This window comes from Yersinia antarctica (genome assembly GCF_056636475.1).
On record NZ_JBSJQF010000001.1, the window covers coordinates 359,042 to 385,148 of the forward strand.

Below are 26,107 nucleotides of genomic sequence, written 5' to 3' on the forward strand. Positions count from 1 at the left end.
GATGATTCGATATGAATATTGAACCTACTGATCAACTTATTAATTTTATGCGACGTGGCGGTTCTCTGCGTATGTTGGCAAATATGTCAGAGCAAGACTTGACGTTAATATATGAATATAGCGTACAACTTTGTCACGGCGGAGAATATGACAGCGCAAAAAAGCTGTTAAATATATTGATTCGTTTCGACCATTGGAATTTTGCTTATTGGTTAACATTAGGTTCGTGTTATCAACAAACCGGGGATTGCCATCAGGCGATTTATTGCTTCAGCCGCGCGGGGCAAATTCAGGTCGATGACCCTCGTCCATCTTGTTTCGCTGGGGAATGTTATTCCGCTTGCGGCAATACTATTTATGCTGAAAAAGCATTCCGTGCCGCATTGAACTGGTGCCATGCTCACCCTGAGCAGGCTCAAGTCCGCCAGCAAGCTGAACGGGGACTGGCGGCATTATTACTGGAGGTGAGACATGCCTAATAGTATTGCATTTAAAGCCGACACACAGACTGATTGGGCACTGGCTGCCGCAGGTAAAAGCACACCTTTGGCACCGGCGAAAATGCCAGATTGGTGGGCAATTTCCGGGTTGTCACCCTCGGCGGATATGAATATGACGTCACCCAAGGTGACGCAGCAAAAAGCCCAGGCCGCCTTGGATCGCCTGCTGGTCGCCTTACCCCGTTCCGGCGCCAAAGCAGGGGACAGTGGCCGGCTTTCCCTTGATCAGTTGGGCAGTACAGATATGCAGCTTATCCTCTCGATGGCTGGCAACCTGAGCCTGGTTTTTTTTTCTGATTCCTGTAAGTCAATCCGCCAGCAGATGGAGCGGGCGACGGATGTGCAGACTTTTTTACGCGATAAACGGGTTAATGAGTATCAGCAACAGATTGATAAAGCAGTTCAGCAAGCGGATAAAGCTCACAAGGCTGGTATTTTCAACATGGTGCTTGATTGGGCCATCGGCTTAGCCGAGATAGTATACGGTGCGATTAAGGTCTCTGCCGGGGTATTAACCGGGGATCCGGTGGCAATGGCTTCCGGGGTCGCATATTTGGCGGCGGGGACCGCCGGTTTGGTTAAAGCCGCCGCCGAAACGGCGATGCTGGCTGGAGCCTCAAAAGAGAAATGTCAGGAAGTTATTGATGTTGCAGGTAAAGTTCAACTCGGTTGTGAATGCTTTGCTATGGCAATCGACCTGTTTCAAGCTGCCCGCGCGATTAATGCCGCTCGAGCGGTGACCAAAGGGGCGGGTGATGTGCTAAAAGCGGGCGGAGCTGATGCGTTGACCGAAGCGATGAAGAATCTAAGTCAACAAAAAGTGCAACAGTTAACTGAACAGTTCGCCAAGAATGCCTGTAAGCAGATAACTGAAACGGAAATGGCCTTGATGCACAATATCAGCAACTCTTTTACCCACGCTGGCGTTGAAAAACTGGTGGGCGATGTGACGAAAGATCTGGTTAAAACCGCGATTAAGAAAGGCACTACGCTCACTGCGGAACAATTTACTCGCCAATGTACCAAGAAAATTATGAAGGAGATGGTTAAGAAAATAATAAAAGATATCAGCCTCTCACCATTAAATATAATGCAAAAAGTTACTCAAGGGTTAGTGCAGGTTAATAGTGGCCAGTTGGCGATCCAAAATGGAGGGCTGCAAAAAGAAATTGAAAAATTGATGCTTGATCAAGACTTCACGCAGTTTATGGATCAATGGGTTGAGCGGAATAAACAGCAGCAAAGTAAACAACTCAAAGATATCTCTCAGAGCGCACAAGACACATTGGAGAAATTAAGCGATAACATCCATCAAAGCGGCATGCTACAAACGAGAGTGGCAGGTTCATTAATATAATGAGGTTATAATGAATACACCTATCAGCCAGGACATAAAAATAAACGACAAAGCCCTACAGGCTGTCGATGATGATGGGAAATTAGATAATAATATTGGCAATATCATTAGTGATATCTCCGATATTATTTCCCAAATGTATGCATTATTTAAAAAAATGCGTGATTTACTGGGTGCCTATGGTGGGAAACAATTCGAACTTCTATTTAATATCAAAGCTACTGCTATGAAAAATCAACGTGAAGCTATCGATAAAACAGCATCAGCGGCCATCGCCAGCGGAGTTTGCTCCATGCTATCCGGTATATTTAGCGGCGTCGGTGCTGGAGCAGGCGACCGGTTGGGCGGTATTGGTGGGCATATTAGTAATGCTACTGGGCAATCTATTATCGGTATTGGGAAACTGGCCGAAGGTGATAAAGCCCGTGCTGCGGAAACCTTGCGCATGGCGAGTATTCTGCAAAGCTCTAGTTCTGATAGTTATTCAAAAAATTCCAATGAAATACAGGATAAAATAGTAGAGCTAAGGCAAGCATTCAAGGAATTTGGCAATACCTTGACTAACCTAATAAACCATATTTCCATGGCGGTGAAATTATGATATATGAAATTTAACTCTCAGTGCATTGAGCAATACTTACTCAGTAAAGGCTGTGTGACTCAAACAGCCTTTTTCGAAAATAGCCCTATAAAATTAGGGCGTGAGTTTTTATTTGATGCATATCGGGTAATCTACCGTATTGAACAGCATGAATTAATTATTTGTTCTTTGGAGATTTCCACTGAAAAAAATACGACGGGGAATTTTTTGGCATTATTTAATTTCCTGCTCCATTTAGGTGAGGAAATTACTGATATATCGATAGTCAGGATGCTGATTATTAATAATGTCGCTAATCAGCCGTTGCGGTTGATCCGCAGTAGACTTATTCGAATATTAATAGTTAAAGGAGCATTCAGTAAAAATATCGATGGTAATGATTGGCTACTATTTGATGTCAGTACGGGGAAATAGAATTAAGGAGGCCCAATGGACGATTTTTCTGCCGATGATTTCCAGTCCCTGTGTGTAAAGATAAATAGTGTATTGAAAGAACAGAATATTATTCAGTACCCAATGAGTGATTTTAAGCAGCAACCTGATCCGCAGGAAGTAGAAACGCGCTATACACGGGGTTATCAGGCCTGGCTGGCAGATGACTATACTGCTGCGATTAGCGATTTTTCTTGGCTTACACTCTGTTGCCCCTTAGTGTCACGGTTTCATCTGGCTTTGGCCGCAGCTCTGCAAATGCAGCAAGAATATGCTCTGGCGCTGAGTGCTTATGCCGCCGCGCTATTACTGGATGCAAATGATCCTGAACCGGTATATCAAATGGCGGTTTGTTTACGCGCGCTGGATAAAGGGGCTGATGCCAGAGAAGCATTACAAACCGCCATTGAAATGAGTTATCTGAACCCTGAGTATGCGTCTACAGCAACGAAAGCCAATCGATTATTGAATGAAATATAAATGAAATAATACGAATGTTATGGCCAATATTTAAAAGGGGATAGCGATGGATGGCATAGACAATATTAATTGTGTTAATGATTTATCTGAGCCTAATGCGGTAGTTAAACCGAATATCGAGGGGAGACCCTCTATTAGCCCCCCTGAAGCATTAGCAAATGACTTTCTGAACAACACTGTTCCGAATGCTAAGGACAAAATAATTGAAATTTTTGTGACTCAAAAAGATATTGTTATTAAAGAGCATGAAATCAGCGTTAAGTTAGCCAAAAAACAGTTTTTCATCAATGTGATTGAGTTGACGGTTTCTCTGGCTTCATTTGTTGTCAGTGTTGGCATGAGTATTTGCAGTGGCGGGGCGGCGACCCCGGTTGCCATAATTACTGGGGTGAACTTAATGTTATCACTGTCTAACCTGGCATGCGCCTACCATAACTGGAATTGTGCCAGTAAAAATAAAGAGGGGCTAACCATGGGCAGTGATGCAATTCAGCAAGCTGCCTTTATGCTCGCTAAATCCTGTGGTGTTTCATCCGATAATTGCAAAAAAATCGCGCGCTACACATCGTTCTTTATTCGTGTTGGTATCGTGGCCTCTTTAGCAGGTATAGGGCTACTAACGCACCCGGTCGTTACCAACAGTTTATGTTTACTTGCTAAAAACTATAATCCAATAGTGGCCTCTATAACCAGTATTATTACTGCCGGTGCGCTAGGTGTGTGGATAAGTAATGATCATGATCAGAAAAAAGAAATAGAGGGTATTTTAAGGAGTAATGAGCTGGAAGCAAATGAAATACTAATAACAACTCATGCTGAGGGGGCTGCATATCGAAAAATCGGTATCATCAAGGATAATGTACAAACAAATTTCGCTTAGGGTGAATGCCGGATAGTCTCTTTAGTGTTATTTGTTAACCTTGTATAAGGTTAATTACTCTCTAAGGGATATGATGAAATCAATACAGTTTGTTTTATTTCGGCAAGAGGGAACATTACGTAGCAACGGAGAATGTTATACCGTACCTGCGGGGAATTTGGTTGTTACCCACGAGTTGGCTACGGTATCTTCTTTCTCACAGAGCACTTTTATTTCAATATTGTGTCATTCGATAGATCTTTTACCTATATATCAAAACTTAGCCAGTAAAATGGTGCAGTCGAATAAATTTCGCTTACCCTATAAAATATCTGATCACTACAAAATATTGCCAGCAAATAAAGATGTTATTCACGCAACTGAACAGTTAATTGATATTGAGCGCTCAGCATCATTACGCTTTCTTTACCTGTATTGTTTAGGTCTGGATTCAGTTTATTTCTCCAGATTGTTGGAATCAATTGTGGGTACCAATAATGAGTTACTGGAGTTTTTTGAACAAAATCGCCTCAATCCCTGGACGGTATCGCGCTATGCCGATGAATTAGGTATTTCCACCCGTAAATTGAATTTTCTGTTTTACGAAAAATTCGGTATGTCTGCAAAGCAGTGGTTACTGGATCAGCGTTTGAAAAAAGGCTGTGAATTGCTGTTATCTACACAGCTACGCGTGGCAGATATCGCCATGGAATGCGGTTTTAGCAATCACGCACATTTTTCTGATAGCTTCCGTCGCCGTTTTCAGCAGTGCCCATCGCATATGCGGTCACTTATGGAATAGGGAGGTTTGATGGATATAAACGCATTAATGAACGAAATGACGAATAGCATTAATAAGATAAGTCAGGACTTTCAAAACCAGATGGCGGCCGGTAATCCCTCTGATCCTGAACATATGCTCAAGATGCAATTTGCCATGCAGCAGTATTCGTCTTACATCAACTTTAGCAGTGCGCTGATGAAGAATATTAAAGATATGACCAGTGGGATTATTGCCAAAATATGATCTTACTTTCAGCACAATGTCGCCAGTTGGTGGTTGAAGCCGCCTTGGCCGGGGTGAATCACAGCCTACAGGCTGAAGCCCAAAATATCCTTAATGTGTTACCCCAACTGATACCGGACCCTCAGGTACGTTTGGTCTGCGAGGCAATGCTGCTATTCGGACTTAATGACAGAGTGGCAGCGCTGGCGTTACTGGCAACATCCGCATCTGAAGATGCGCAGGCCATGTTGGCGTTGCTACAACAAGGGATCTCTGCTGCTGACTCAACGTCATTGGCGTTGCCGATAACAACGCGGCAGCCTCTGGTACTAAAGGCATAACACCGCAACGGTATAAAATTGCTTATCAACAAGGAGATCATTAGATGGAAATTGATGCCATTCAGGCTGCTTCAATGTTGAATACCCCCCTTCAGCCAGCGGCCGGTGAGCCGCAACAAATCGCCAAATTTACGCAGTTAATGCAACAGGCGGAACCTGGCACGGCAATGATGTCGCCATCCCAATTATTGGGCGTTCAGTCGCAATGGATGTACGCCACATTAGCAGTAGATTTAACGGCTAAAGTGGCCGGTGTTCTCGGGCAGAACATCAATAAACTGGTCAATATGCAATGAAGCACCTGCGGCGTGCGATAGCGCTCTTGCTGGTGGTTATCTCCCTTTCAGGCTGTGGTATGGAGCTATATAGCGGGCTTTCTGAGGGGGAGGCCAACCAGATGCTGGCGTTGCTGATGTTGCACCAGATTAAAGCCGAAAAGCAGTCCGAGAAAGGCGGGACGGTAGGGCTGAGTGTCGATAAAAGTCAGTTTATTAATGCAGTGGAACTGCTACGACAAAATGGTTTTCCGCGCCAGAAATTTACGACCGTGGATACGTTGTTTCCGTCGAACCAGCTCGTGACATCACCTGGCCAAGAGCAGGCCAAGATGGTCTATTTGAAAGAACAGCAGTTGGAAAGCATGTTGAGCCATATGGATGGGGTGATTCATGCCGATGTGACCATTGCCATGCCAGCGCCGACCGACGGGAAAAGCAGTGTTCCCCACGCCGCCTCAGTGTTTATCAAGTATTCCCCCGAGGTCAATTTACAAAGCTATCAGCCACAAATTAAAAATCTGATCCGCGATGGTATCCCCGGTATCGATTACTCACAGATTAGTGTGGTGATGCAGCCTGCCAATTATCGGTTTATCGCCGCTGAGCCACACCAGCACGCTGAGGCACAACTGAGCTTGCAATGGCTATTACGCCACGCCGGTGCGATACAGATAGCGTTAGGGCTGGTGTTAGTGCTGCTGGCTGGGTTGTCAACGGTGTGTTTATTACGCTATTTGCGCCGATAAATCGCTAATGGAAGGGGAAAAGGGATGATATTACCGTTAACCGCTGATATCCGGCATTTGCATCAGTTAGCCTGGCGACCCGCACAGTTTGCCCATCCTCTATGGTTGGCAGCGATGGGAATTAAAACAGAGAACTACTGTTATGGCCGCAGTAACGTGCTGGACAGAGTGTTGAATAATGCGCTAATTCAGCAACGAAAATTCCCACAGCAAGCCCTGCCTGCGGTGCTGAGCAAGCCGCAGCAAGAGCGAATGGCAAGCTATCCGCGCTTATCTGCCCACTGTCTGGCGCTGGGGTTGGTTCATTTACAATGTGGTGATTATTTGCGCCTACGGCGTTATCGCGAGAGGCTTTCGCCGCTGTTGGATGAAGCTGATATTCAACAACTCATTGGTATGGGATATCAGGGTCACCTGCCTGCCAGCTTAAGCCCACAGCATCTGCCCACGGTTGCCTTACGTCTGGGGCATAGCCTGGCACATCAGGTACGCCACGATGATGTGGTTTGGCGTGCAATCTCTATCTCATTACCTCCTCAGCCCCGTGCGTTATTTTTGTCCCAGGCCTTCTCTTTTGCGGTTGACGGTTGGTTAACCCGACTGGAGCGTTTGCTGTGAACCCTTTTCATCTCAGGATAGAGAAGTTTGATTATTCGCTGCCAGCGGGGCGAGTCATTGCGGCGGTTCAGTTACAGGAAATGGCGCAGAGTCGCGATATTTTGTCTGCTGCCCGGGTGCAGGCCGCCGAGATTGTGCAAGCAGCGCAGGATGAGAGCCGCGTGTTGTTGGCGCAAGCACAGCAACAAGCAGACATGCTGATGGTTCAAGTGCGGAGTCAAACAGAAGCTGAGGTGGTGGCGCAACATGTTGGCTGGCTAGTGGCGGCGGAGCAATTGGAGGCATCCTTGATTACACAAGCCCGTCAGCAGATTCTGGCAGCGATTACGGCGGTGGTAACTGCCTGGGCCGGTCAGCAATCTGTGGAACAGATTTTGATTCATCGGCTGGGGGCGCAAGTGGAGAAAATGGCGCACGATGAAAAGTTGCTCTTACAGGTTCACCCGCAGCATCTGCCTGCCGTGGTCTCTGCTCTGGGTGAACGGGTGCAGTGTGTGGGGGATGAGAGCATGCCTGAAGATACCGCCCGCTTAGGTTCGCCAATGCTGCAAGTCAGCCTTTCTCTGCGTAGCCATTTGGCGCAACTTATCCTTTGGCTACAGGAGCCAGCTCATGATTAGTGCCAATAATGTGTCAGAGACCTTGGCAGTTCACGGCTCTGACCAACATGTGGGGAAGGCTCATGGCGAAGTAACCCCCGCACACTCAGTCATGGAATTGGCCAGCATTGAATTATCTGAAGTGAGACAAACCGCGCTGGAAGAGACGATGGAAGAGATCGGGCTGAGTCTCGGCTCCCGTTTGAAAGATCAAAAATCCATTGAGGCTGAGGAGCGTAATCTGCGCCGCCAACAGCTATTGGTGAAGTTGATAACCCAGCTCTCCGGTAGCAACGATATGCTGTTTTCACAGAACATTCCGCTTGATGTGGATATTGTTTCGCTTGCCAATAAGCTTCGACAGGGTGAGCTATCGGCAGGGCAGCAAGTGTTACTGTTGGCCGCCATGCTGGCACACAGCAAAAATAATCCATTACGCCGCCGCAGCTTATCGCAACTACTTGGCCCACTACTTGAGCGTGAAGGCTGGGAGGTTGAGCTATTTGGTCTGTTGGAGCTAGGCGCAGAGGGTAGCCGCTCGCTGGGAGCCGTCAAACAGTTGTTTCAGCAAAGTATTCATCAAAGTGAATTGTCGCTGGCGGAGTGGTTTACCCGGGTGAGTCGTTGGCCACAGCGCCAGCAACGTGTTCGGGTACTCATGCGTGCCGTCGCGTTTGATTTGTCCTGTCGGCCGTTCGCTCAATACGGTGAGCGTTTGTCCGCGACACTCCACCAGTTGCGCCGTTTGCTGATGTTTCTCGGGTTGGAAGACCATTGCAGCCAGGTGGGGAATGTCTGTGGCGTGGCAGGAGATATGATTCTGAACGAGGTACTGGCAGTGGTGGGGCAACCCTGGTTATTCAGTAGCTGGTTGCAGCCACGAATTGAAGCGATTACCGGTTCGGATGCCAAAGCACAGCGAGGATTCATTCGTCGGTTTTATGAGTTGTTTAAATTGATGCCAGTGGATTGTTTCAATGATCAGGAACAACAAGCACAAATTTTAGCCACCTTGCTGGAGATATGACTTTTCGTTTCAGGCGAACCCCCGATGGTTGATAAGGCATTAGCTGCTTATTCTTTTCATTGTTTATTCTCGTCATTTTTCAACTTGCAGGTGTGCTGGCTGCGCTCACGACCCGACCCGGCCACAACCGATTTGTCTCTTGCTTGCCGCCGGCCTGAATTTTGAAATCTATTATGTATAGCGAAAAGTTGCATCAAAAGGACATTGGTTATGGAGATGGATTTAGTTGTTACCCGTAACCTTCAATTGTTTATCCGCATGGCGGAATTGCCCTGCTCGGCTATCACCTCTCGCATGCAGTGGCAGATAGAAAAACGGATTATTTTCCTTGAGTGGCGAGCATCAAGGTTACTGCTCACTTGCGGTTTACAACAACGGCACTACAACCATGATGATCTGCTGCGGCTCCAGCAATGCTGGCGGCTTGAGCGATTTAATGGCGTGCCACAGCGTATCTACTTACTGAAAATGGGTATTATGGTCAGTTGCTCCCCGCCAGCATTGTCCGATGCTGAGTTTTGGTATCAGCTCTACCGGCAGCAGTGTGCCTTGCTGTGCCGACTGCCGGGAGCATGTCCATGAGGCAATCGGCGTTGATACGTGGCTTGCTGATGATAACTGCGCGGCAGGATATTTTTCTGGCGATCATGCTGTTGGTAGCGATCTTTATGATGATCCTGCCTCTGCCAACCGTGTTGGTAGATCTGCTGATTGCGATCAATCTGGCTTTCTCAGTCATCCTGCTAATGATCTCGATTTACCTGCGCGATCCCCTCGAATTCTCGGTTTTCCCGTCGTTATTGCTGATTACCACGCTCTATCGCTTGGCGCTAACTATCAGTACTACGCGCTTAGTGCTGCTCCAGCATGATGCCGGTGAAATTGTCGAGGCATTCGGTCAGTTTGTGGTTGGCGGTAATCTGGCTGTGGGGTTGATCATTTTTACTATTATCACCGTGGTCCAGTTTATCGTGATTACCAAAGGCTCAGAGCGAGTGGCAGAGGTCAGCGCCCGTTTCTCGCTTGATGGCATGCCCGGTAAGCAAATGAGTATTGATGGTGATATGCGGGCGGGCGTGATTGATGCGGCCGAGGCTGGGCGGCTAAGGGAGAGGGTGCAAAGAGAGAGCCGGTTGTTTGGGGCGATGGACGGCGCGATGAAGTTCGTTAAAGGCGATGCTATTGCCGGGATTATTGTCATTCTGGTGAATATTATTGGCGGCATCACCATCGGTGTGCTGCAACATAATATGTCGGCGGAACAGGCGATGATCACCTATGCGGTGCTCTCGGTTGGCGATGGGCTATGTGCCCAAATCCCATCGTTACTTATCTCCATTACTGCTGGGATTATCGTGACCCGCGTTCCTGGCGGCGATAAGCAGAGTTTGGCTAAAGATCTGGCGGTACAAGTGGGGCGTCAGCCAGATGCTTTATGGTTAGCCGCCGCCATCCTGACTGTTTTTGCTTTGTTACCCGGTTTTCCATTCCTGATCTTTATCATACTGGCGGCGCTGGTGGCCGCGCCTGCCTTTTTACTCTATCGCAAGAATCAGTCAATACGGCACAGAGGTACGGTAACGGGGGCTGGTGACAGTGGCTTATCTGCGGACCATGCAATGACACCAGGTGCGATACCTTTGATGTTGCATTGTGCGACCAACCTGGATTATCCCGAGTTGGCCCGAGATATTGATAGCTTGCGTTGGCGCTGGTTTGAGCATCTTGGCGTGCCATTGCCGGAGGCGGAGATCCGCAGTGATCCTACCTTGATTGAGAACAGCTTATCGATCCGGGTCTATCAGGAGCAAGTGCTGGAACTGACATTACCATCAGATGATTTGCTACTGACTCAGCCCAGTGCCCAGCTAGAGACGCGCAGCCAAAGGTTAGGCAGCAGAATGGGCACTTTTGAGTGGTTAGCTGCAGATCAGGGCAGCCATGCCAGCATCTTGGGCATCCCATATGTACAAGGGCATAAACGTATTATCTCTTGCCTGACACGGGTATTTGAGCGACATACGGCTGAATTTATTGGTGTGCAGGAAACCCGTTATCTGATGGATGCGATGGAAGGGCGTTACGGGGAATTAGTGAAAGAACTACAGCGCCAGATGCCGCTGGGCAAAGTCGCGGAGATACTGCAACGGCTAGTGGAGGAGGATGTGTCGATCCGGGATTTGCGCGCCATTTTCGGCGCGCTGGTGGTCTGGGCACCGAAAGAGAAAGACAGTGTCATGTTAACCGAGTACGTGCGCATCGCCTTACGCCGCCATGTGTGTCGCCGGTTCAGTAAAAACAGCGTCTGGTTACCGGTATTGCGGCTGGGAGAGGGGGCTGAGAACTTGATTCGTGAATCTATTCGCCAAACCTCTGCGGGTGCTTACTCGGCGTTAGCCGATAAACACTCACGCTTGATCCTCGACAAGATAAAAGCCGCTGTTGCACAAAACAGTGATGTTGTCCTGCTGACCGCCATCGATGTACGGCGTTTTCTGCGCAAAATAGTTGAGCGGGATATTTTCACGCTGCCGGTACTTTCCTGGCAGGAATTGGGTGATGAGATGAATATCAAGGTGGCAGGCACTATTGAGTTGATTGGTGATGAACTTGATGAAGCTGCCTGATAGTCCAACACTAAGTGCTCAGTTGCATCAGCAATTGAGCTTATCGTCTCTGCCGCCGGATGGTATGGCCTATCGCGGGCCAATACTGGATGTTGGCCCAACCCTATTACGCGCCAATCTGCCCGGTGTGGCGCTGGGGGAGTTATGCCGTATTGCGTCACCGGACATGCTGGCCGAAGTGGTAGCTATTGAACAACAGACCGCGTTGCTATCGCCATTCGCCTCTTCAGCCGGTTTGCGCAGCGGTCAGTGGGTGTCACCACTTGGGCATACCCACCGTGTCAAGGTGGGGCCATCACTGGTTGGGCGGGTTTTGGATGGTTTGGGGGTCGCCATGGATGGCGGCCCTCCGGTTATCGGGCATTGGCGTGAGTTGGATTGCCAACCCCCGGAGCCACTAACCCGCCAGCCGATTCGGCAAATACTGACCACCGGGATCCGGGCCATTGATGGCGTATTGAGCTGCGGTGAGGGGCAGCGAGTCGGTATTTTTGCGGCGGCAGGGGGCGGGAAAAGTAGCTTGCTGAGTATGCTCTGTGCGGGCAGCAATGCGGATGTCATGGTGTTGGCGTTAATTGGTGAACGTGGCCGTGAGGTGCGGGAGTTTCTTGACCAGGTGCTCACCCCTGAAACCCGTGCTCGCACCGTAGTGGTAGTCGCAACCTCTGATCGTCCGGCTCTGGAGCGGTTGAAGGGTATTTATACTGCTACTACCGTGGCCGAATACTTCCGTGAGCGCGGGTTGAAAGTGTTGTTAATGGTGGATTCGCTAACCCGCTATGCCAGAGCGGCTCGAGAAATAGGGCTGGCGGCCGGTGAACTGCCTGCGGCGGGCAGCTTCCCTCCCAGCGTCTTTGCGGCATTACCCCGCTTATTGGAACGGGCCGGTAACAGTGAATGCGGCAGTATCACCGCTTTTTACACCGTACTGGTGGAAGGGGACGATATGAATGAGCCGGTGGCTGATGAGGTGCGTTCGCTGTTGGATGGGCACATTGTGCTATCCCGCCGACTGGCCGGTGCCGGGCACTATCCGGCTATCGATATTGCCGCCAGTGTCAGCCGTATCATGCCGCAAATCGTCACGGTAGAACATCTGGCGCTGGCACAGAAATTGCGCCAAATACAAGCCTGCTATCAAGAGATCGAACTGTTGGTTCGCGTGGGTGAATATCAGGCGGGGCAAGACCCGCAGGCTGATGACGCACTGCAACGTTACCCGAAGGTCTGTGCCTTTTTGCAACAGGAGAACGCCTTATCGTGCCATTCCGACACCGTCAGCCTCAACCACACCTTGGAACAACTCGGCCAAATAATCGATTGAACCACCCCGCGCTGGATATTTTGCAGCGCTTGCTCTGTTTACGGCAACGCAAGGAGCGCCGGTTACGCCAACAACTGTTCCGTTGGCAGCAAGAACAACAGCAGCAGGAACTGCAATTGATACAGTGCCGTCGCGAACGCTACCAGTTATGTCAGCAGTTACAACAACTTGTGCAATGGCGCGGTAGGTTGCTCCCCGCGCAAGCGGATCAGCAGAGAGTTTTACAACATCAGGTGTATCAGGCGGAGCGGCAGCAGCAAAAGCAAATTAGCGCGTTGCATGCTCTGGGGCTGCAACAACGGAGCGCTATAGCAGCACAACAGGCGCTGATACGGAGTAATCAGCGTGAACAGGAAAAATTAAGGATGTTAATAAAAGATGAGTCGAATCGATATTGAAGGTGCATTACCTCTGCTCAGTGAGCATTATTTGGGCGGAAATTCGCAGCAGCGGGTAGCTAATGAGAGACAAAAACAGCAATTTGCCCGTTATCTCTCTCCGCGCGTTCTTCCCATGGCGGAGATGGCCGATGCAATTACCACGGTGAGAGACCGTGGCTTGATATCCACTGATTACTGCATTGCCAGTGGGCCGTTGCGTGGGACAAGGGTCAGTGTCAGCCTGGCCGTTCAGGGGTTAAATATTGTGCTCAGTCACACCAATGGTGAATTGGTTGAACGTTTGCAACGTATACAGTCGCGCTGGCAACGGCAACTGTACTTGTTAGGCTTCCCCTGCTGGTTGGAGGTCATCCATGTTCGAGAGTCTGACGGCTGAATTACGCCAACTCAGCGCCGTTATTGGTCATGGACGGCATTCGGCTGGGGTGTCTGCAACCTTCATCAAAGCTGGGGGAGAGGGGGTTTATCTGCCACTGCAATTTAACGGGCAGGAATGTGGTTTGTGGTTATCGCAGTCATGTTGGCAGCACTGGCTGGCCTATGCGCTGGCAACGGATGATGCCCCTCTTTTGGCGGCAGAATTGGTGAATGCAATGGCGCATTGGGCCGTCAGTCCACTGCTTGCGTCGCTACCCGAGTTGGTCCTTCATGACATTACTCCTCAGGCGATGACACTGCTAACGCAGTGGGCGGTGGGGCTGACTTTCGAACTGGAAGGGCAGCAACTCAGTGTCGTGCTGTGTAACTGGCCGCCGGTGGCATTAATAGCAAGGTTATCTCACTGGCAGAGTGAGGCGCTACCCGCTCAACAAGATGCTGTCTGGCAAGCTGGCTTAGTGGTTGGTTGGAGTCATTTATCCTTACACCAGTTGCAACAAATCAGGCCTGGAGATGGGGTTCGGATACTGGCGGCCGCTGAACTGGAACAGCGGAATTGTTGGTTATGGCAGAGGTCATCCGCGCAGATTTATATCAAATTAGAGGATGGAAACAAAGTGACAATTCAACAGGTTAATGACGATATTGACCGGTTGCTGGCGCTGGATATTGCCACGGTGACCCAAGAGCCACCGGCGGTGGCGCTAGAGCAATTACCGCAGACACTCGTCATGGAAATAGGGCGGCTGACACTGCCGCTGAGTGATATCAAGCAGTTAGCCGTCGGGCAAACACTGGACTGTAAAACCGCCTTCTATGGTGAAGTGAATATTCGTTTGCATGGGCAATCGGTCGGCAGTGGCAGCCTGTTGTGTTGTGATGAGCAGTTGATTGTGCGGATTGAGCAATGGTTTCTCACCGCTCACCCTTGATAATGCAGCGCTGTTGGGCTGAGGCTCTGAGGTTATTCAGGTCATGACCTGATTCCGGCTAAGGCGGGCTGGGCAAATACTGTGGGTATTGTTTTTACTCAACAGGCCAGCCTTTTGCGGAACCGATTATGGAGTTACTGAATTCGTCCTCTCAATTGATTGTCCTACTTTTTTTGCTGTCGGTGCTGCCACTGCTGATGGTGATGGGCACCTCATTCCTCAAACTATCGATAGTTTTTTCTTTGTTACGTAATGCGCTGGGTGTTCAGCAGGTGCCCCCTAATATCGCTATTTATGGACTGGCCTTGGTGTTAACCATTTTCATCATGGCACCGGTTGGCTTAGATGTGCATGCCCGACTGCAAGATGAGCCGCTCCCCAACGACATTGGCGCTTTGCTACAGCAAATTGATGAGCATGCTCTGGCGCCATACCGCGATTTTTTACAACGTAATACCGATACAGAACAAGTCACTTTTTTTAACGATATCGTCCAAACCAAATGGCCCGAACGCTATCGTAATAGTGTAAAACCCAATTCACTGCTGATATTAATGCCCGCATTTACGCTAACCCAACTGACTGAAGCATTCAAAATTGGGTTGTTGCTCTATTTGCCGTTTGTGGCGATCGACTTAATTGTGTCCAATATTCTGTTGGCCATGGGCATGATGATGGTGTCACCCATTACCATATCACTCCCATTCAAGTTATTGATTTTTATTCTTATTGATGGCTGGGGATTGCTACTGGGTCAGTTGGTGGGGTCGTATTTATGACTCTCGACCGAGGGATTTATCAATGAGTAATGCCATTGTTGTTCATCTGGCGACCCAACTGTTATGGATAGTTTTACTGCTCTCGATGCCGGTGGTGGTGGTGGCCTCCGTGGTCGGGTTAATTGTCAGTTTGTTGCAGGCACTCACCCAAATCCAGGATCAGACATTACAGTTTTTGATTAAATTACTGGCGGTGTCAGCCACGTTATTGATTACCTACCATTGGATGGGATCGACACTGCTGAATTATACCCAGCAGACCTTTTTGCAAATCACCAGTATGCGGTCCTGAGATGCCAGACTCTCTGTACTGGCTCGAGGCGCTGGGGTTGGCGATGATGCGCCCTTACGGCATGTTGCTGATATTACCCCTGTTTACTGCGCGCAGTCTGGGCAGTAGCTTATTGCGTAACGGCCTGGTTTTTGCCATCGCTTTGCCGGTCACACCACTGTTTTTCTCCCTGCCACTGATAACCCACGATAGCCTCATCGGTTGGTTTGGGGTGCTGTGTGTTGAGCTATTGATTGGGGTGATGATTGGCTTTGTCGCGGCGCTGCCTTTCTGGGCCATCGATATGGCGGGGTTCCTGATTGATACTCTGCGTGGTGCCACCATGTCCACTTTGTTTAACCCCAGTATGGGCATGGAATCGTCTATTTTTGGTGTGTTGTTTACGCAAATATTAACCGTACTGTTTTTATTATCTGGCGGTTTCAATCTGGTATTGGCAGCACTCTATGGCTCCTATGAGATTCTGCCTGCTGGCAGTGGTATTCGCCCCTCATCAGCGATGCTGCACTTTCTACAAAGTGAGTGGCTACTGATGCAGGAACTCTGTCTGAGCTTTGCGTTACCCGCGATGCTGGTGATGGTATTAGCTGATTTATCTTTAGGATTAATCAATCGCTCGGCACAACAACTGAATGTTTTCTTTCTGGCGATGCCGATTAAAAGCGCATTGGCTCTGCTTTTGTTACTGATTAGCCTGCCTTATGCCCTACATCACTATCTGGTGGGTATTAACCAGACCGAACAGAAGATAAACACACTTATCCCGTTGATAAATGGGGCTGCTGATGGGGGGTGAGAGCAGTGAAAAGAATGAAAAACCTACCGCGAAACGCCTGAAGGAAGCTCGGGAGAAAGGGCAGGTGATTAAAAGTGTTGAGATAACCTCCGGCGCCCAGTTAGTGGTGCTGGTGGTTTACTTTCTCCTGACAGGCTACACGTTGGTCGATCAGGCCATCGTACTTATCCGTAGCTCCATCAGCCAATTACAACAACCGTTGGCCATGGCGCTGGCCCGCATTGGTGCGGAGTGCATGGCAGTACTTATTCATATTATGGGGATATTAGGCGGTGCGCTGATTTTAGTCACCATTCTGGCCGGTATCGCGCAAATCGGGCCGTTATTGGCAACCAAAGCGGTAGAGTTTAAAGGCGAACATATCAATCCAATCAATAATGCCAAACAACTATTCTCACTGCGCAGTGTGTTTGAACTGACCAAGTCATTATTGAAAGTAGGGGTGCTCACACTGATTTTCGGCTATTTATTGCTGCACTATGCGGTTTCTTTTGGTTATCTGGCTTACTGCGGAAGTCGCTGTGCGATCCCCGTCTTTGCCACATTAATGAGCTGGCTACTGGGTGCTCTGGTTGCCTGTTATGTGGTTTTCTCTTTGATGGATTATGCCTTTCAACGCTATAACACCATGAAACAACTCAAAATGTCTCTGGAAGAAATCAAGCGGGAACATAAAGACAGCAACGGAGACCCACACATCAAACAGAAACGCCGGCAGTTACAGCATGAAGTGCAAAGTGGCAGTTTCGCAAAAAACGTCAGACGCTCTACAGCAGTGGTCCGTAATCCCACCCATTTTGCGGTTTGCCTGTTTTATCACGCTGATGATGCACCCTTGCCCGTGGTGATTGAAAAGGGTCATGGCGAACAGGCCGGGCTGATCATTGCATTAGCAGAGGAGCAGGGTATCCCGGTGGTGGAAAATATTGCGCTGGCACGGGCATTACACCGCGATGTGGCCTGTGGCGATACCATACCAGAGCAATTCTTCGAGCCGGTGGCGGCTATCCTGCGCTTGGCATTGGCATTGGATTACCAGTTGCCAGCGGGTGAAGATAGCTGATCGTGGATGTTTCCTGCCTCTCCGGCACTGTTACTGACGTAACCTTTGATTAACATCTAACTTACGTCACAACATACTTCATTGAATGGATAATTGGCTTATTATATCTAGGTCTATTTTATCGTCGCCGCGAATAGTCTTGATATCGCAAGTGACTGTATCTATTTGGAGGTATCAGTGTGAGCTGGCAAGTATTTAAATCTCAATATCTGGTGCGCTTTTGGGCGCCACTACCGGCGGTCATTGCTGCTGGTATCTTATCGACTTATTACTTCGGCTTAACTGGCACCTTCTGGGCGGTGACTGGCGAGTTTACCCGCTGGGGAGGCCACCTCATGCAGTTGTTTGGCGCGCATCCGCAAGAGTGGGGTTACTTTAAAGTTATCGGATTGGAGGGGACGCCGTTAGATCGTATTGATGGCATGATGATTATCGGCATGTTTGCCGGATGTATCGCGGCGGCTCTGTGGGCTAACAACGTTAAGTTGCGCAAGCCTCAACACGGTATTCGCATCGCACAAGCGCTGGTTGGCGGCATTATTGCGGGTTTTGGTGCGCGTCTGGCGATGGGCTGCAATTTGGCGGCTTTCTTTACCGGGATTCCACAGTTTTCACTACATGCCTGGTTCTTTGCCCTTGCGACGGCGGCCGGCTCCTACTTTGGTGCCAAATTTACGCTGTTACCTCTGTTTCGCATTCCGGTAAAGTTACAAAAAGTGACGGCTGCATCGCCCTTGACGCAGCATCCGGCCCGCGCCGCACGCCGTTTTCGTCTTGGTATGGTGGTGTTTGTTCTGGCACTAAGCTGGTCGTTGATTGAGCTGTTCCGTCACCCAAAACTGGGCATCGCCATGTTGTGCGGTATTGGTTTTGGCTTGCTGATTGAACGTGCGCAAATTTGTTTTACCTCTGCGTTCCGTGACTTGTGGATAACCGGGCGTACTCACATGGCAAAGGCCATTATTCTTGGGATGGCGGTCAGTGCGATTGGTATTTTCAGTTATGTCCAACTGGGGGTAGCACCTAAGATTTTGTGGGCCGGGCCGAATGCGGTGATTGGCGGTTTGCTGTTTGGCTTTGGTATCGTGCTGGCCGGAGGCTGTGAAACCGGCTGGATGTATCGCGCGGTCGAAGGGCAGATTCATTATTGGTGGGTGGGGCTGGGTAACATTATCGGCGCGACCATTTTGGCCTATTATTGGGATGATTTCGCCCCTGCTTTGGCGACCAATTATGACAAGGTGAACTTGTTGCAGACCTTCGGGCCAATAGGCGGATTGTTGGTGACTTACCTGATGTTAGCCATTGCCTTTGCTGCCATGCTGTGGTGGGAAAAACGTTTCTTCCGTAAACAGAAAGCGGCCACATCCGTTCTGGCTAAGGAGCTACTATGAGTCATTCCTCATCGACAACGACCGTCATCGTACCTGATTACCGCTTAGATATGGTGGGTGAACCGTGCCCATATCCCGCGGTGGCGACGCTAGAAGCCATGCCGCAACTGAAGCCGGGCGAAATTCTGGAAGTGATCAGCGACTGTCCGCAATCGATTAATAATATCCCATTGGATGCGCGAAACTACGGCTATACCGTGCTGGATATTCAGCAGGACGGCCCTACGATTCGTTATTTGATTCAGCGCTGAGATAAGTAAGTCTATGGCTCTGATTTTTCCTTTGGGGTTAATGCCTTATCTGCTCAGTGGCCGGGGTGTAATCTGAAAATGTTTAGTTTGAGTGAGGCGAAATAAGTGATTAGGTGGCCATGAGCATTATTGTTATTAATAATACTCATGGTCTACCCGATTAGTTCAACTCAGTTGCGGTTTTGCTGGGTGTTGCCACCGCAAGAGACACGCCTGCGGCCCTAAGCCGTTTTAATATGCTGAATAACAAAGAGCTTTTGGTATTACTGACCATTCGTGGACTGGGGACTAGACCGGTCACACTGAGGACAATACCGTCCGGGCTTAACTGACTGAATTTCACTGATGGAGCCGGGGTATCAAGTATCGACTCGTGTTCTTCATAAGCTTCTATCAACAGTGCCTGTGCCAGTTCAACATCCAAATCCAGTGGGAAGGTCAGGGCAATGGTCACCACCCCTTGAGCATTAGCCATGGTGGCGTTACGCACATTCTGCGAAATCAATTGGGAGTTCGGGACAATAACTGTTGAGCGGTCACTGAGTTGGATCTCAGTAGCGCGAACATTGATGCGGCGAATGTCCCCTTCAACCCCACTGATACTGATCAAATCCCCCACTTTGACTGGCCGTTCGGTCAGCAAAATAATGCCGGAAATAAAGTTCTTCACAATCTCCTGCAAGCCAAAGCCGATACCCACCGACAGTGCACTGACAATCCAGGCTAATTTATTCCATTGGATACCCAGTACCGATAAGGTCAGTAGAATCACCAGCACGTAACCGATGTTACTGAAAAGCGTTACCGCCGAGGTCTTTATACCGGAATCCATCTGGGTTTGTGGCAAGAACTCATTATTCAGCCAACGCCGTGCGGCTTTGAGCACGTATAAACCGACCAGTAAGCAAACCAGCGCATTAAATAAGTTAGTGGGAACAATATTTAATTTTTCCAGACCTTCGCCGCTTAATAACTCTACCGCTTTTTGCAGTAGTGAAATCGGGGTAGTGGAACCAAAGGTGCCATTAAGTAATGCGATAATAGCCAACAATATCAGCAGTACTTTGCTGGAGGCGGAGAGTAACGTTGCGGCCTGGGCTAAATGGCGGTCATCAATATTCAGTGATTGCTTAATGGCTTTACCGGCGCTGCTGGTGGGCGAGAAAATGCTTTCCGCCAAATCAACACACAGATGAACTAATAAATATAAACAGGCGATGACCAGACAGCTCCACACCAACTTGTAACTTAAGAATTTCGCCAGTGCGATATAACCGACTAACAATGACAGTAATATGGCTATTGCCGTAATGCCGATGGCGAAATGAATCAATCCCGCTAGCGTGGAATAGGCTTCAGGTTTTTCGCCATTTACCACCAGATTACGCCGTACCCGATTAGCACGTAACGGAATAATCGCCGCAGTAAGCGCCACCAGCAGCGCCGAAATACCATTACTAAAAATTGCCCCAGACACACTGATATTAATCATATTGTTCATCTGATCAAGGGCACCAAAAATCATGATGCAACTGGCTAGCAGAGGGGGGAATAGTCTCAGTGATGTGGCCACTTCATCAGCGATGGCAGGTAACCGCCATGAGGGGCGTTGGTTGGATAAAAATGCCCGCCCAAGGCCCGCGATTAAAGCGGAGAAGAACATGAGCTGAACAAATGCCAGCGCAAAATCCATCACTACCTGTGAGACATCCGGCGTGCGAGTAAAGGTTTGAGTGATACATTGCGCCACTGTGACGGTGATCAACACCGTACAAAGCGTGGTGGCTGAGGCCATAAAGCTGCGGCGTAGCGGGCCTGGTGGTAAGCATTTGGTACAAAACCAGGCGGTCAGCACATCGAGAAATTTAAAACCAAATATGCTGATTAAGAGTGCTAGCAGCAGATACATCGTGGTGCCGAAACGCCATTCGGGTTCCCAGGCGGCGCTCCAGGCATCGGCCAGCTCTTGGGTAAAATCTTTCAGTCGGCGGTCATCGTCAACATTGGGATTGACGATCGGTGCCCAGAAGTTCGCACCCAAAATGCTGCCAGAATTTAAGGCAATTTGTGATTTCAACGCGGTGCGCCGTAACGCGATGATCTGTGTTGCCAGGTTTTCCGCGTTGGTTTTGATAGCTTGGGCCTGATCATTCTGGCCATCTAACTGGATTTTACGGGTATTCAATATCCGCCGCTGCTGGGCGACTACTGGGGTCTCTGCCAATGCTCCGGCGGCAGGTAACGGGCCTAAAACCTCCAACTGTGTTTGCAGTTGTTCCCGCTTGGGCTTCAGGTCGGCTATCAAGATATCAGCATCACGCGCCAGTGCCAGTGCGGTCTCGTTTAGCACACTCAACTGGTTATCGGAGGTACTGGCAGAGACACTCTGTTTCAGCTTATCCAACTGTTTTTGTAGGCTAATCAGTTGTACTGATACTGCCGGTTTTACTGGCACCTCACTGTTTTCAGCCGTAGCATCTGATGCTATGGCGGCAACGCTGGTACCTGATATTGACGCAAAAATAAGCGTTAGCAGCAGCCACAGCAGCGGATAATTTCTACGTGCAACAACGTACCCAATCTTTTTCATAAAACCGATCAGCCTGAAAGTGAGTGCCACAATTAACCCAAAAATCCGATAGGTGTGCTGTTAAAGCCAGCCTGACCGCCATTGTGGCACATTCTGCACCTTACGGAATAATCTTACTCCGATAATTACTCCTCTCACTCAAATGATAAAGATAATAATTATCATTGAAATTAACACTCTCATTTAATAGATTGTGCGCTGAACTTATGGACCCACGATATGTGGCACGCAGGCAATATTATTGCGCTGTGAAATAGCAATGGATGCTGATTATAACCATCTATTTTATATGCCTAATTATCTGGGGAAGATAACTATGTTTTCGGTTTTTGTCATAAAGCGTTCTGCTATTTTATGTTCATTGGCGATGTGTATTCCTTTCGCTTCGCTGGCTGAAGATACGATAGAAGTCACGGCCAAAGCAGGTAATGCTGCTGATCTCCCGACCTCGGGCTACACCGCGATAACCACCAAAGGGGCGACTAAAACTGATCAACCCTTAATTCTTACCGCCCAGGCGGTATCGGTGGTGACGCGTCAGCAGATGGATGACCAAAATGTCGCTACGATTAATCAGGCGCTGAATTACACTCCTGGCGTGTTCACCGGTTTTTCCGGCGGAGCCAACCGCTATGACACCATCGCACTGCGGGGTTTCCATGGCGGTGATGTGAACAATACCTTCCTCGATGGTCTGCGCTTACTCAGTGACGGCGGCAGCTTTAACGTGTTGCAAGTAGACCCGTGGTTCCTGGAGCGCATTGATGTCATCAAAGGCCCCTCTTCGGCACTGTATGGTCAGAGTATCCCCGGTGGTGTGGTGATGATGACATCTAAACGCCCACAGTTTACTTCTGAAGGCCATTTCCGCCTGACGGCCGGTAATAACAATACACAAGCGGTTGCCTTTGATTATACCGATGCTATATCCGAGCATTGGGCGTTTCGTCTCACCGGGATTACCCGTAACAGTGACACCATGTACGACCATCAGCGTGAAGAACGCTATGCCATCGCACCCTCATTATTGTGGCAGCCGGATGAGAATACCTCTTTGTTATTGCGGGCTAATTTGCAAAAAGACCCTTCTGGTGGTTACCACAGTTCGGTGCCGGCTGATGGTAGCATCTATGGGCAGAAATTAAGCCGTGGCTTCTTTGATGGCGAAAGTAACCACAATGTATTTAAACGTTGGCAGCAAATCTATAGCTATGAATTTTCACATAAATTTGATGATGTTTGGTCATTCCGCCAGAATGCCAGTTACACCCATTCCAATACTCAGTTAGAACAGGTTTATCAGGGAGGATGGAATAGCGATCGCACTCTGATGAATCGTTATTATTCCGGTGAGGACTCCTCGCTCAACGCGTTTGCTATTGATAACCAACTGGGTGCTGATTTTGCTACCGCCGCAGTTGAACATAAAGTGATGCTGGGCTTTGATTTCCAGAAGTTCAGCAATAATCTGCGCAGCGACAGCGCTTTTGCGACCACACTGAACCCTTACACCGGTATTTCGGCGGGGAGCACGCTTTATAGCGATTATCTGCTGACCACTCCGGGCATCAACACCTCCTATTTAAACCGCCGTTATGAACAGAGTGGCATCTATTTGCAAGATGAAATGACGCTGGATAATTGGCACCTGAATCTATCAGGTCGTTATGACCGGATGAAAACTGAAAACATTAATAAGACTGCCAATAGTACCGATGAACGCACCGATAAACATGCCAGTGGGCGCGCGGCATTACTGTATAGCTTCGACAGCGGCATTTCACCCTATGTCAGCTACAGCCAGGCCATCACGCCAAGTCTGTTCCCGGATGCACAACAAAACTTATTGAAACCGATGACCAGCGAGCAGTATGAAGTCGGTATCAAATATCAGCCGCAGGGCAGCACTTCACTCTATTCCGCCGCTTTATATGACCTGACACAAAATGATGTGGCAAACCGTGCCGTGCCGGCGACCTATTTTGTACCAGCCGGTAAAGTTAATTCACAGGGGTTGGAATTGGAGGCCAGAAGCCAGGTTAATGACCGGTTAAGTGTGATTGCGGGCTATACCTATAATCGGGTGAAATTCAAAGATGCTATTGATGGTAATGATGGCAATACACCGGTGTTAGCACCGTCAAATATGGCATCACTGTGGGCGCAATATGAGGCAGGTTACGGCATCAATATTGGTGCGGGTATCCGCTATATTGGCAAGCAGTGGGCTGATGATGCTAATACTTTGCGCGTACCCTCTTATACACTGGGCGATGCCTCTGTCCGTGCTGATTTAGGCACTTGGGCTGCGTCGTTGAAAGGGGCATTTGTTCAATTGAATGTGAATAATATCGCCGACAAAAAATACGTCGCAGCCTGTTACAACACCTCTTATTGCTACTGGGGTGCTGAGCGCTCAGTGCTGGCAACCGTCGGTTATGATTTCTAACTAATAATACTGGCTTCGGTACGGTATTACACCGAAGCCAGTCTATTCAGCTTTAAGCTTATTTACTGCCATGAGAACCCTAACTCAGCGCCAGAACGGGCGGCTGTAATCCCGTTTGATATCATCCCGGCTTAGGCCAATATCCTTTAATTGATCTGAATTCAATCTTGACAGTGTATTCGCGGTTTTACGTCGTTCATTGCACTGGTATAGGTATCTGTATGCTTTCAGCCACACTTGAATAAAAATATTGTGGCGGCTTTTCGTTGCTCGAGCAGCCGACGAACGACATTCATCTATCTGATCTTCAATTATATTATTCATCATCGACTCCCCGTCATTAGGTGAGCCACTAGCATGAAACTTTGGCGAAAAACATTACAGATGCAAATGGGGACTATTATTTCCATACAGATATGCGATATATAAACTGAATGGTACAAATAAGCGCCATCTGTACTGGTCCCACTCAATTTATCAGGTGATATCAATGACTCGTTACCAACAACTGGCTGATATTCTTAGTCAACGGATTAAAGAGGGGCTGTATATTGCAGGGGAGCGGCTGCCTTCTGTCAGAGTATTGAGTGACGAGCATGGTGTCAGTATCAGTACCGTCCAGCAGGCTTATCGGCAGTTGGAAGAGTGCCTGCTAATTGAAGCGCGCGCGAAATCGGGCTATTTCGTGCGTTGCAGTTCAAACCTGCCTTCCTTACCGGCGACATGCACCCATGCCCAGCGGCCGGTAGAGGTATCACAGTGGGAAAATACGCTGGCATTTTTGACCAGGGGCGATCAAGCGAATGTTATCCATTTGGGCGTCGGTTCGCCCGACCTGTCTGGGCCGGGACTAAAAATACTCAGTCGATTGCTTAGCCGGATTAGCCTACACCAAAGCGAGGAAGTGCTGGAGTACGACAATATTTATGGTACCCCGGCTTTGCGTGAGCAAATTGCCCGGCTGATGCTGGATAGCGGTAATCATCAGTCGGCTGAAAATATCATTATTACTTCTGGCTGCCATGGCGCATTGGCTATCGCATTGGGGGCGGTTTGTCAGGCCGGTGATATTGTTGCTATCGATTCCCCCAGTTTTCACGGTGCGATGCAAACCCTGAAAGGGATGGGAATGAAGGTGATTGAGATCCCGACCGATCCGGTGGTGGGGATCAGTCTGGAGGCATTGGAAATGGCACTGGATCAATGGCCGATCAAAGTGATTCAGCTTACTCCAACCTGCAATAACCCTCTGGGCTACAATATGCCGGACGAACGCAAGAAGGCTTTACTGACCTTAGCTCAGCGCTATGATGTGGCGATTATTGAAGATGATGTATATGGCGGGTTGGCTTATCAATACCCGCGCCCACCGACCATTGCCTCATTTGATGATGATGGTCGGGTACTGCTGTGCAGTTCTTTTTCTAAAACGGTGGCACCTGGTTTACGCATTGGTTGGATTGCACCGGGGCGCTATTTAGAGAAAGCGCTGCACATGAAATATATTTCTGCTGGGCGGGTGGTGTCGTTGCCACAACTGGCGATGGCTGAGTTTATCAAGCAAGGGCATTACATGCAGCACTTGCGCCGGATGCGCCGCCAATATCAACGTAACCGCGATATTATGACCAGTTGGGTAATGAAATACTTTCCACCGAGTACCTGTCTGAGCAGGCCGCAGGGCAGCTTTATGCTCTGGGTCGAGTTGCCTCATGGATTTGATAGCTTGCGGCTTAATCGCTGCTTATTACCACAGGGGGTACAGGTTGCCGCTGGGTTTATTAGTTCAGCTTCAGGGAAATACCGCAATTGCCTGCGGCTCAGCTACAGCAAACCAATGACCGCAGAAATCGAACGAGCAGTGCAAATTGTGGGTAAGGCAATTTATGAATTGTTGGCTGATGCAGAACCGAAGGTGGCGTTAGAAAAGCAAAGCTAGCCTTAGACGGGTGAGGTTAATGGCAAAGTGCCAGCGGCGCAGAGAATA

30 protein-coding genes are annotated in these 26,107 nt (G+C 48.9%); 28 read left to right on the forward strand and 2 right to left on the reverse strand.

The window, feature by feature from the left end; genetic code table 11:
- Positions 1-11 precede the first annotated feature (11 nt).
- The 26 genes from ACWJJO_RS01590 (at position 12) to yedF (ending at position 19,081) form a co-directional block, all read left to right on the forward strand.
- Positions 12-479, forward strand: coding sequence for a SycD/LcrH family type III secretion system chaperone (locus tag ACWJJO_RS01590; protein ID WP_083161119.1), 468 nt, complete (start codon positions 12-14; stop codon positions 477-479).
- A complete protein-coding gene (gene sctE, locus ACWJJO_RS01595; protein ID WP_083161117.1) occupies positions 472-1,857 on the forward strand; it encodes a type III secretion system translocon subunit SseC family protein in 1,386 nt (461 codons plus the stop codon). Before ACWJJO_RS01590 ends, sctE begins: the two co-directional genes overlap by 8 nt.
- A gap of 10 nt (positions 1,858-1,867) precedes the next feature.
- Complete coding sequence (gene sseD / locus ACWJJO_RS01600; RefSeq protein ID WP_481090552.1) at positions 1,868-2,458, forward strand: type III secretion system translocon protein SseD; 591 nt, start codon at positions 1,868-1,870, stop codon at positions 2,456-2,458.
- A gap of 3 nt (positions 2,459-2,461) precedes the next feature.
- Positions 2,462-2,872 carry a type III secretion system effector protein SseE gene (sseE, locus tag ACWJJO_RS01605; protein ID WP_420072891.1) on the forward strand — a complete coding sequence of 137 codons (411 nt, stop codon included), beginning with the start codon at positions 2,462-2,464 and terminating at the stop codon, positions 2,870-2,872.
- A gap of 15 nt (positions 2,873-2,887) precedes the next feature.
- On the forward strand, positions 2,888-3,370 hold the full coding sequence (locus tag ACWJJO_RS01610; RefSeq protein ID WP_083161113.1) for a SycD/LcrH family type III secretion system chaperone: 483 nt from the start codon (positions 2,888-2,890) through the stop codon (positions 3,368-3,370).
- Between the two features lie 46 nt (positions 3,371-3,416).
- Complete coding sequence (locus tag ACWJJO_RS01615) at positions 3,417-4,250, forward strand: hypothetical protein (RefSeq protein WP_083161111.1); 834 nt, start codon at positions 3,417-3,419, stop codon at positions 4,248-4,250.
- Between the two features lie 73 nt (positions 4,251-4,323).
- Entirely contained in the window at positions 4,324-5,031 is a 708-nt protein-coding gene (locus ACWJJO_RS01620) for a helix-turn-helix domain-containing protein (protein ID WP_481090553.1), read from the forward strand.
- A gap of 9 nt (positions 5,032-5,040) precedes the next feature.
- Positions 5,041-5,256: a type III secretion system needle filament subunit SctF gene (sctF, locus tag ACWJJO_RS01625; RefSeq protein WP_083161107.1), complete on the forward strand. Its 216-nt coding sequence runs from the start codon at positions 5,041-5,043 to the stop codon at positions 5,254-5,256.
- The gene (locus ACWJJO_RS01630; RefSeq protein ID WP_083161105.1) at positions 5,253-5,576 is read left to right on the forward strand and encodes an EscG/YscG/SsaH family type III secretion system needle protein co-chaperone; all 324 of its coding nucleotides are present in this window, start codon (positions 5,253-5,255) and stop codon (positions 5,574-5,576) included. Before sctF ends, ACWJJO_RS01630 begins: the two co-directional genes overlap by 4 nt.
- Positions 5,577-5,620: 44 nt before the next feature.
- Positions 5,621-5,872, forward strand: coding sequence for a type III secretion system inner rod subunit SctI (gene sctI, locus ACWJJO_RS01635; RefSeq protein ID WP_372568540.1), 252 nt, complete (start codon positions 5,621-5,623; stop codon positions 5,870-5,872).
- Positions 5,869-6,600 carry an EscJ/YscJ/HrcJ family type III secretion inner membrane ring protein SsaJ gene (gene ssaJ, locus ACWJJO_RS01640; protein ID WP_083161101.1) on the forward strand — a complete coding sequence of 244 codons (732 nt, stop codon included), beginning with the start codon at positions 5,869-5,871 and terminating at the stop codon, positions 6,598-6,600. Before sctI ends, ssaJ begins: the two co-directional genes overlap by 4 nt.
- 24 nt (positions 6,601-6,624) lie before the next feature.
- Complete coding sequence (locus tag ACWJJO_RS01645) at positions 6,625-7,218, forward strand: type III secretion system domain-containing protein (RefSeq protein WP_372568541.1); 594 nt, start codon at positions 6,625-6,627, stop codon at positions 7,216-7,218.
- Positions 7,215-7,838 (forward strand): type III secretion system stator protein SctL, encoded by a 624-nt coding sequence (gene sctL, locus ACWJJO_RS01650; protein ID WP_481090554.1) that lies wholly within the window; start codon positions 7,215-7,217, stop codon positions 7,836-7,838. Before ACWJJO_RS01645 ends, sctL begins: the two co-directional genes overlap by 4 nt.
- Positions 7,831-8,844, forward strand: coding sequence for a TyeA family type III secretion system gatekeeper subunit (locus ACWJJO_RS01655; protein ID WP_372568543.1), 1,014 nt, complete (start codon positions 7,831-7,833; stop codon positions 8,842-8,844). The genes sctL and ACWJJO_RS01655 overlap by 8 nt, the downstream gene beginning before the upstream one ends.
- 210 nt (positions 8,845-9,054) lie before the next feature.
- A complete protein-coding gene (locus tag ACWJJO_RS01660; RefSeq protein WP_083161093.1) occupies positions 9,055-9,426 on the forward strand; it encodes a type III secretion system protein in 372 nt (123 codons plus the stop codon).
- Positions 9,423-11,471, forward strand: coding sequence for an EscV/YscV/HrcV family type III secretion system export apparatus protein (locus tag ACWJJO_RS01665; RefSeq protein ID WP_481090555.1), 2,049 nt, complete (start codon positions 9,423-9,425; stop codon positions 11,469-11,471). The genes ACWJJO_RS01660 and ACWJJO_RS01665 overlap by 4 nt, the downstream gene beginning before the upstream one ends.
- Entirely contained in the window at positions 11,458-12,795 is a 1,338-nt protein-coding gene (locus ACWJJO_RS01670; protein ID WP_481090556.1) for an EscN/YscN/HrcN family type III secretion system ATPase, read from the forward strand. The genes ACWJJO_RS01665 and ACWJJO_RS01670 overlap by 14 nt, the downstream gene beginning before the upstream one ends.
- Positions 12,792-13,193 (forward strand): type III secretion protein, encoded by a 402-nt coding sequence (locus ACWJJO_RS01675; protein ID WP_372569843.1) that lies wholly within the window; start codon positions 12,792-12,794, stop codon positions 13,191-13,193. Before ACWJJO_RS01670 ends, ACWJJO_RS01675 begins: the two co-directional genes overlap by 4 nt.
- On the forward strand, positions 13,174-13,572 hold the full coding sequence (locus tag ACWJJO_RS01680) for a hypothetical protein (RefSeq protein ID WP_442821340.1): 399 nt from the start codon (positions 13,174-13,176) through the stop codon (positions 13,570-13,572). The genes ACWJJO_RS01675 and ACWJJO_RS01680 overlap by 20 nt, the downstream gene beginning before the upstream one ends.
- Positions 13,550-14,506 (forward strand): YscQ/HrcQ family type III secretion apparatus protein, encoded by a 957-nt coding sequence (locus ACWJJO_RS01685; RefSeq protein ID WP_442821339.1) that lies wholly within the window; start codon positions 13,550-13,552, stop codon positions 14,504-14,506. The genes ACWJJO_RS01680 and ACWJJO_RS01685 overlap by 23 nt, the downstream gene beginning before the upstream one ends.
- A 128-nt stretch (positions 14,507-14,634) precedes the next feature.
- Positions 14,635-15,285: a type III secretion system export apparatus subunit SctR gene (sctR, locus tag ACWJJO_RS01690; protein ID WP_372559973.1), complete on the forward strand. Its 651-nt coding sequence runs from the start codon at positions 14,635-14,637 to the stop codon at positions 15,283-15,285.
- A gap of 22 nt (positions 15,286-15,307) precedes the next feature.
- Positions 15,308-15,577, forward strand: coding sequence for an EscS/YscS/HrcS family type III secretion system export apparatus protein (locus tag ACWJJO_RS01695; RefSeq protein WP_050085721.1), 270 nt, complete (start codon positions 15,308-15,310; stop codon positions 15,575-15,577).
- Between the two features lies 1 nt (position 15,578).
- Positions 15,579-16,373, forward strand: coding sequence for a type III secretion system export apparatus subunit SctT (sctT, locus tag ACWJJO_RS01700; protein ID WP_372568547.1), 795 nt, complete (start codon positions 15,579-15,581; stop codon positions 16,371-16,373).
- Positions 16,363-17,436, forward strand: a complete 1,074-nt coding sequence (locus tag ACWJJO_RS01705) for an EscU/YscU/HrcU family type III secretion system export apparatus switch protein (protein ID WP_083161081.1) — start codon at positions 16,363-16,365, stop codon at positions 17,434-17,436. The genes sctT and ACWJJO_RS01705 overlap by 11 nt, the downstream gene beginning before the upstream one ends.
- 179 nt (positions 17,437-17,615) lie before the next feature.
- The gene (gene yedE, locus ACWJJO_RS01710) at positions 17,616-18,830 is read left to right on the forward strand and encodes a selenium metabolism membrane protein YedE/FdhT (protein ID WP_372568548.1); all 1,215 of its coding nucleotides are present in this window, start codon (positions 17,616-17,618) and stop codon (positions 18,828-18,830) included.
- Complete coding sequence (gene yedF / locus ACWJJO_RS01715; RefSeq protein WP_083161077.1) at positions 18,827-19,081, forward strand: sulfurtransferase-like selenium metabolism protein YedF; 255 nt, start codon at positions 18,827-18,829, stop codon at positions 19,079-19,081. The genes yedE and yedF overlap by 4 nt, the downstream gene beginning before the upstream one ends.
- Before the next feature lie 160 nt (positions 19,082-19,241).
- Here the strand turns inward: yedF and ACWJJO_RS01720 are convergent, their stop codons facing one another.
- A complete protein-coding gene (locus tag ACWJJO_RS01720; RefSeq protein WP_102970490.1) occupies positions 19,242-21,701 on the reverse strand; it encodes a DUF3772 domain-containing protein in 2,460 nt (819 codons plus the stop codon).
- 286 nt (positions 21,702-21,987) lie between these two features.
- On the opposite strand from ACWJJO_RS01720, the gene ACWJJO_RS01725 reads away from it, so the two are divergent.
- Positions 21,988-24,120, forward strand: coding sequence for a TonB-dependent siderophore receptor (locus ACWJJO_RS01725; RefSeq protein WP_481090557.1), 2,133 nt, complete (start codon positions 21,988-21,990; stop codon positions 24,118-24,120).
- Between the two features lie 84 nt (positions 24,121-24,204).
- Here the strand turns inward: ACWJJO_RS01725 and ACWJJO_RS01730 are convergent, their stop codons facing one another.
- On the reverse strand, positions 24,205-24,447 hold the full coding sequence (locus tag ACWJJO_RS01730; RefSeq protein WP_481090558.1) for a DUF1127 domain-containing protein: 243 nt from the start codon (positions 24,445-24,447) through the stop codon (positions 24,205-24,207).
- Between the two features lie 163 nt (positions 24,448-24,610).
- Between ACWJJO_RS01730 and ACWJJO_RS01735 the strand changes: the two genes are divergently transcribed.
- Positions 24,611-26,059 carry an aminotransferase-like domain-containing protein gene (locus ACWJJO_RS01735; protein ID WP_481090559.1) on the forward strand — a complete coding sequence of 483 codons (1,449 nt, stop codon included), beginning with the start codon at positions 24,611-24,613 and terminating at the stop codon, positions 26,057-26,059.
- Positions 26,060-26,107: the final 48 nt, after the last annotated feature.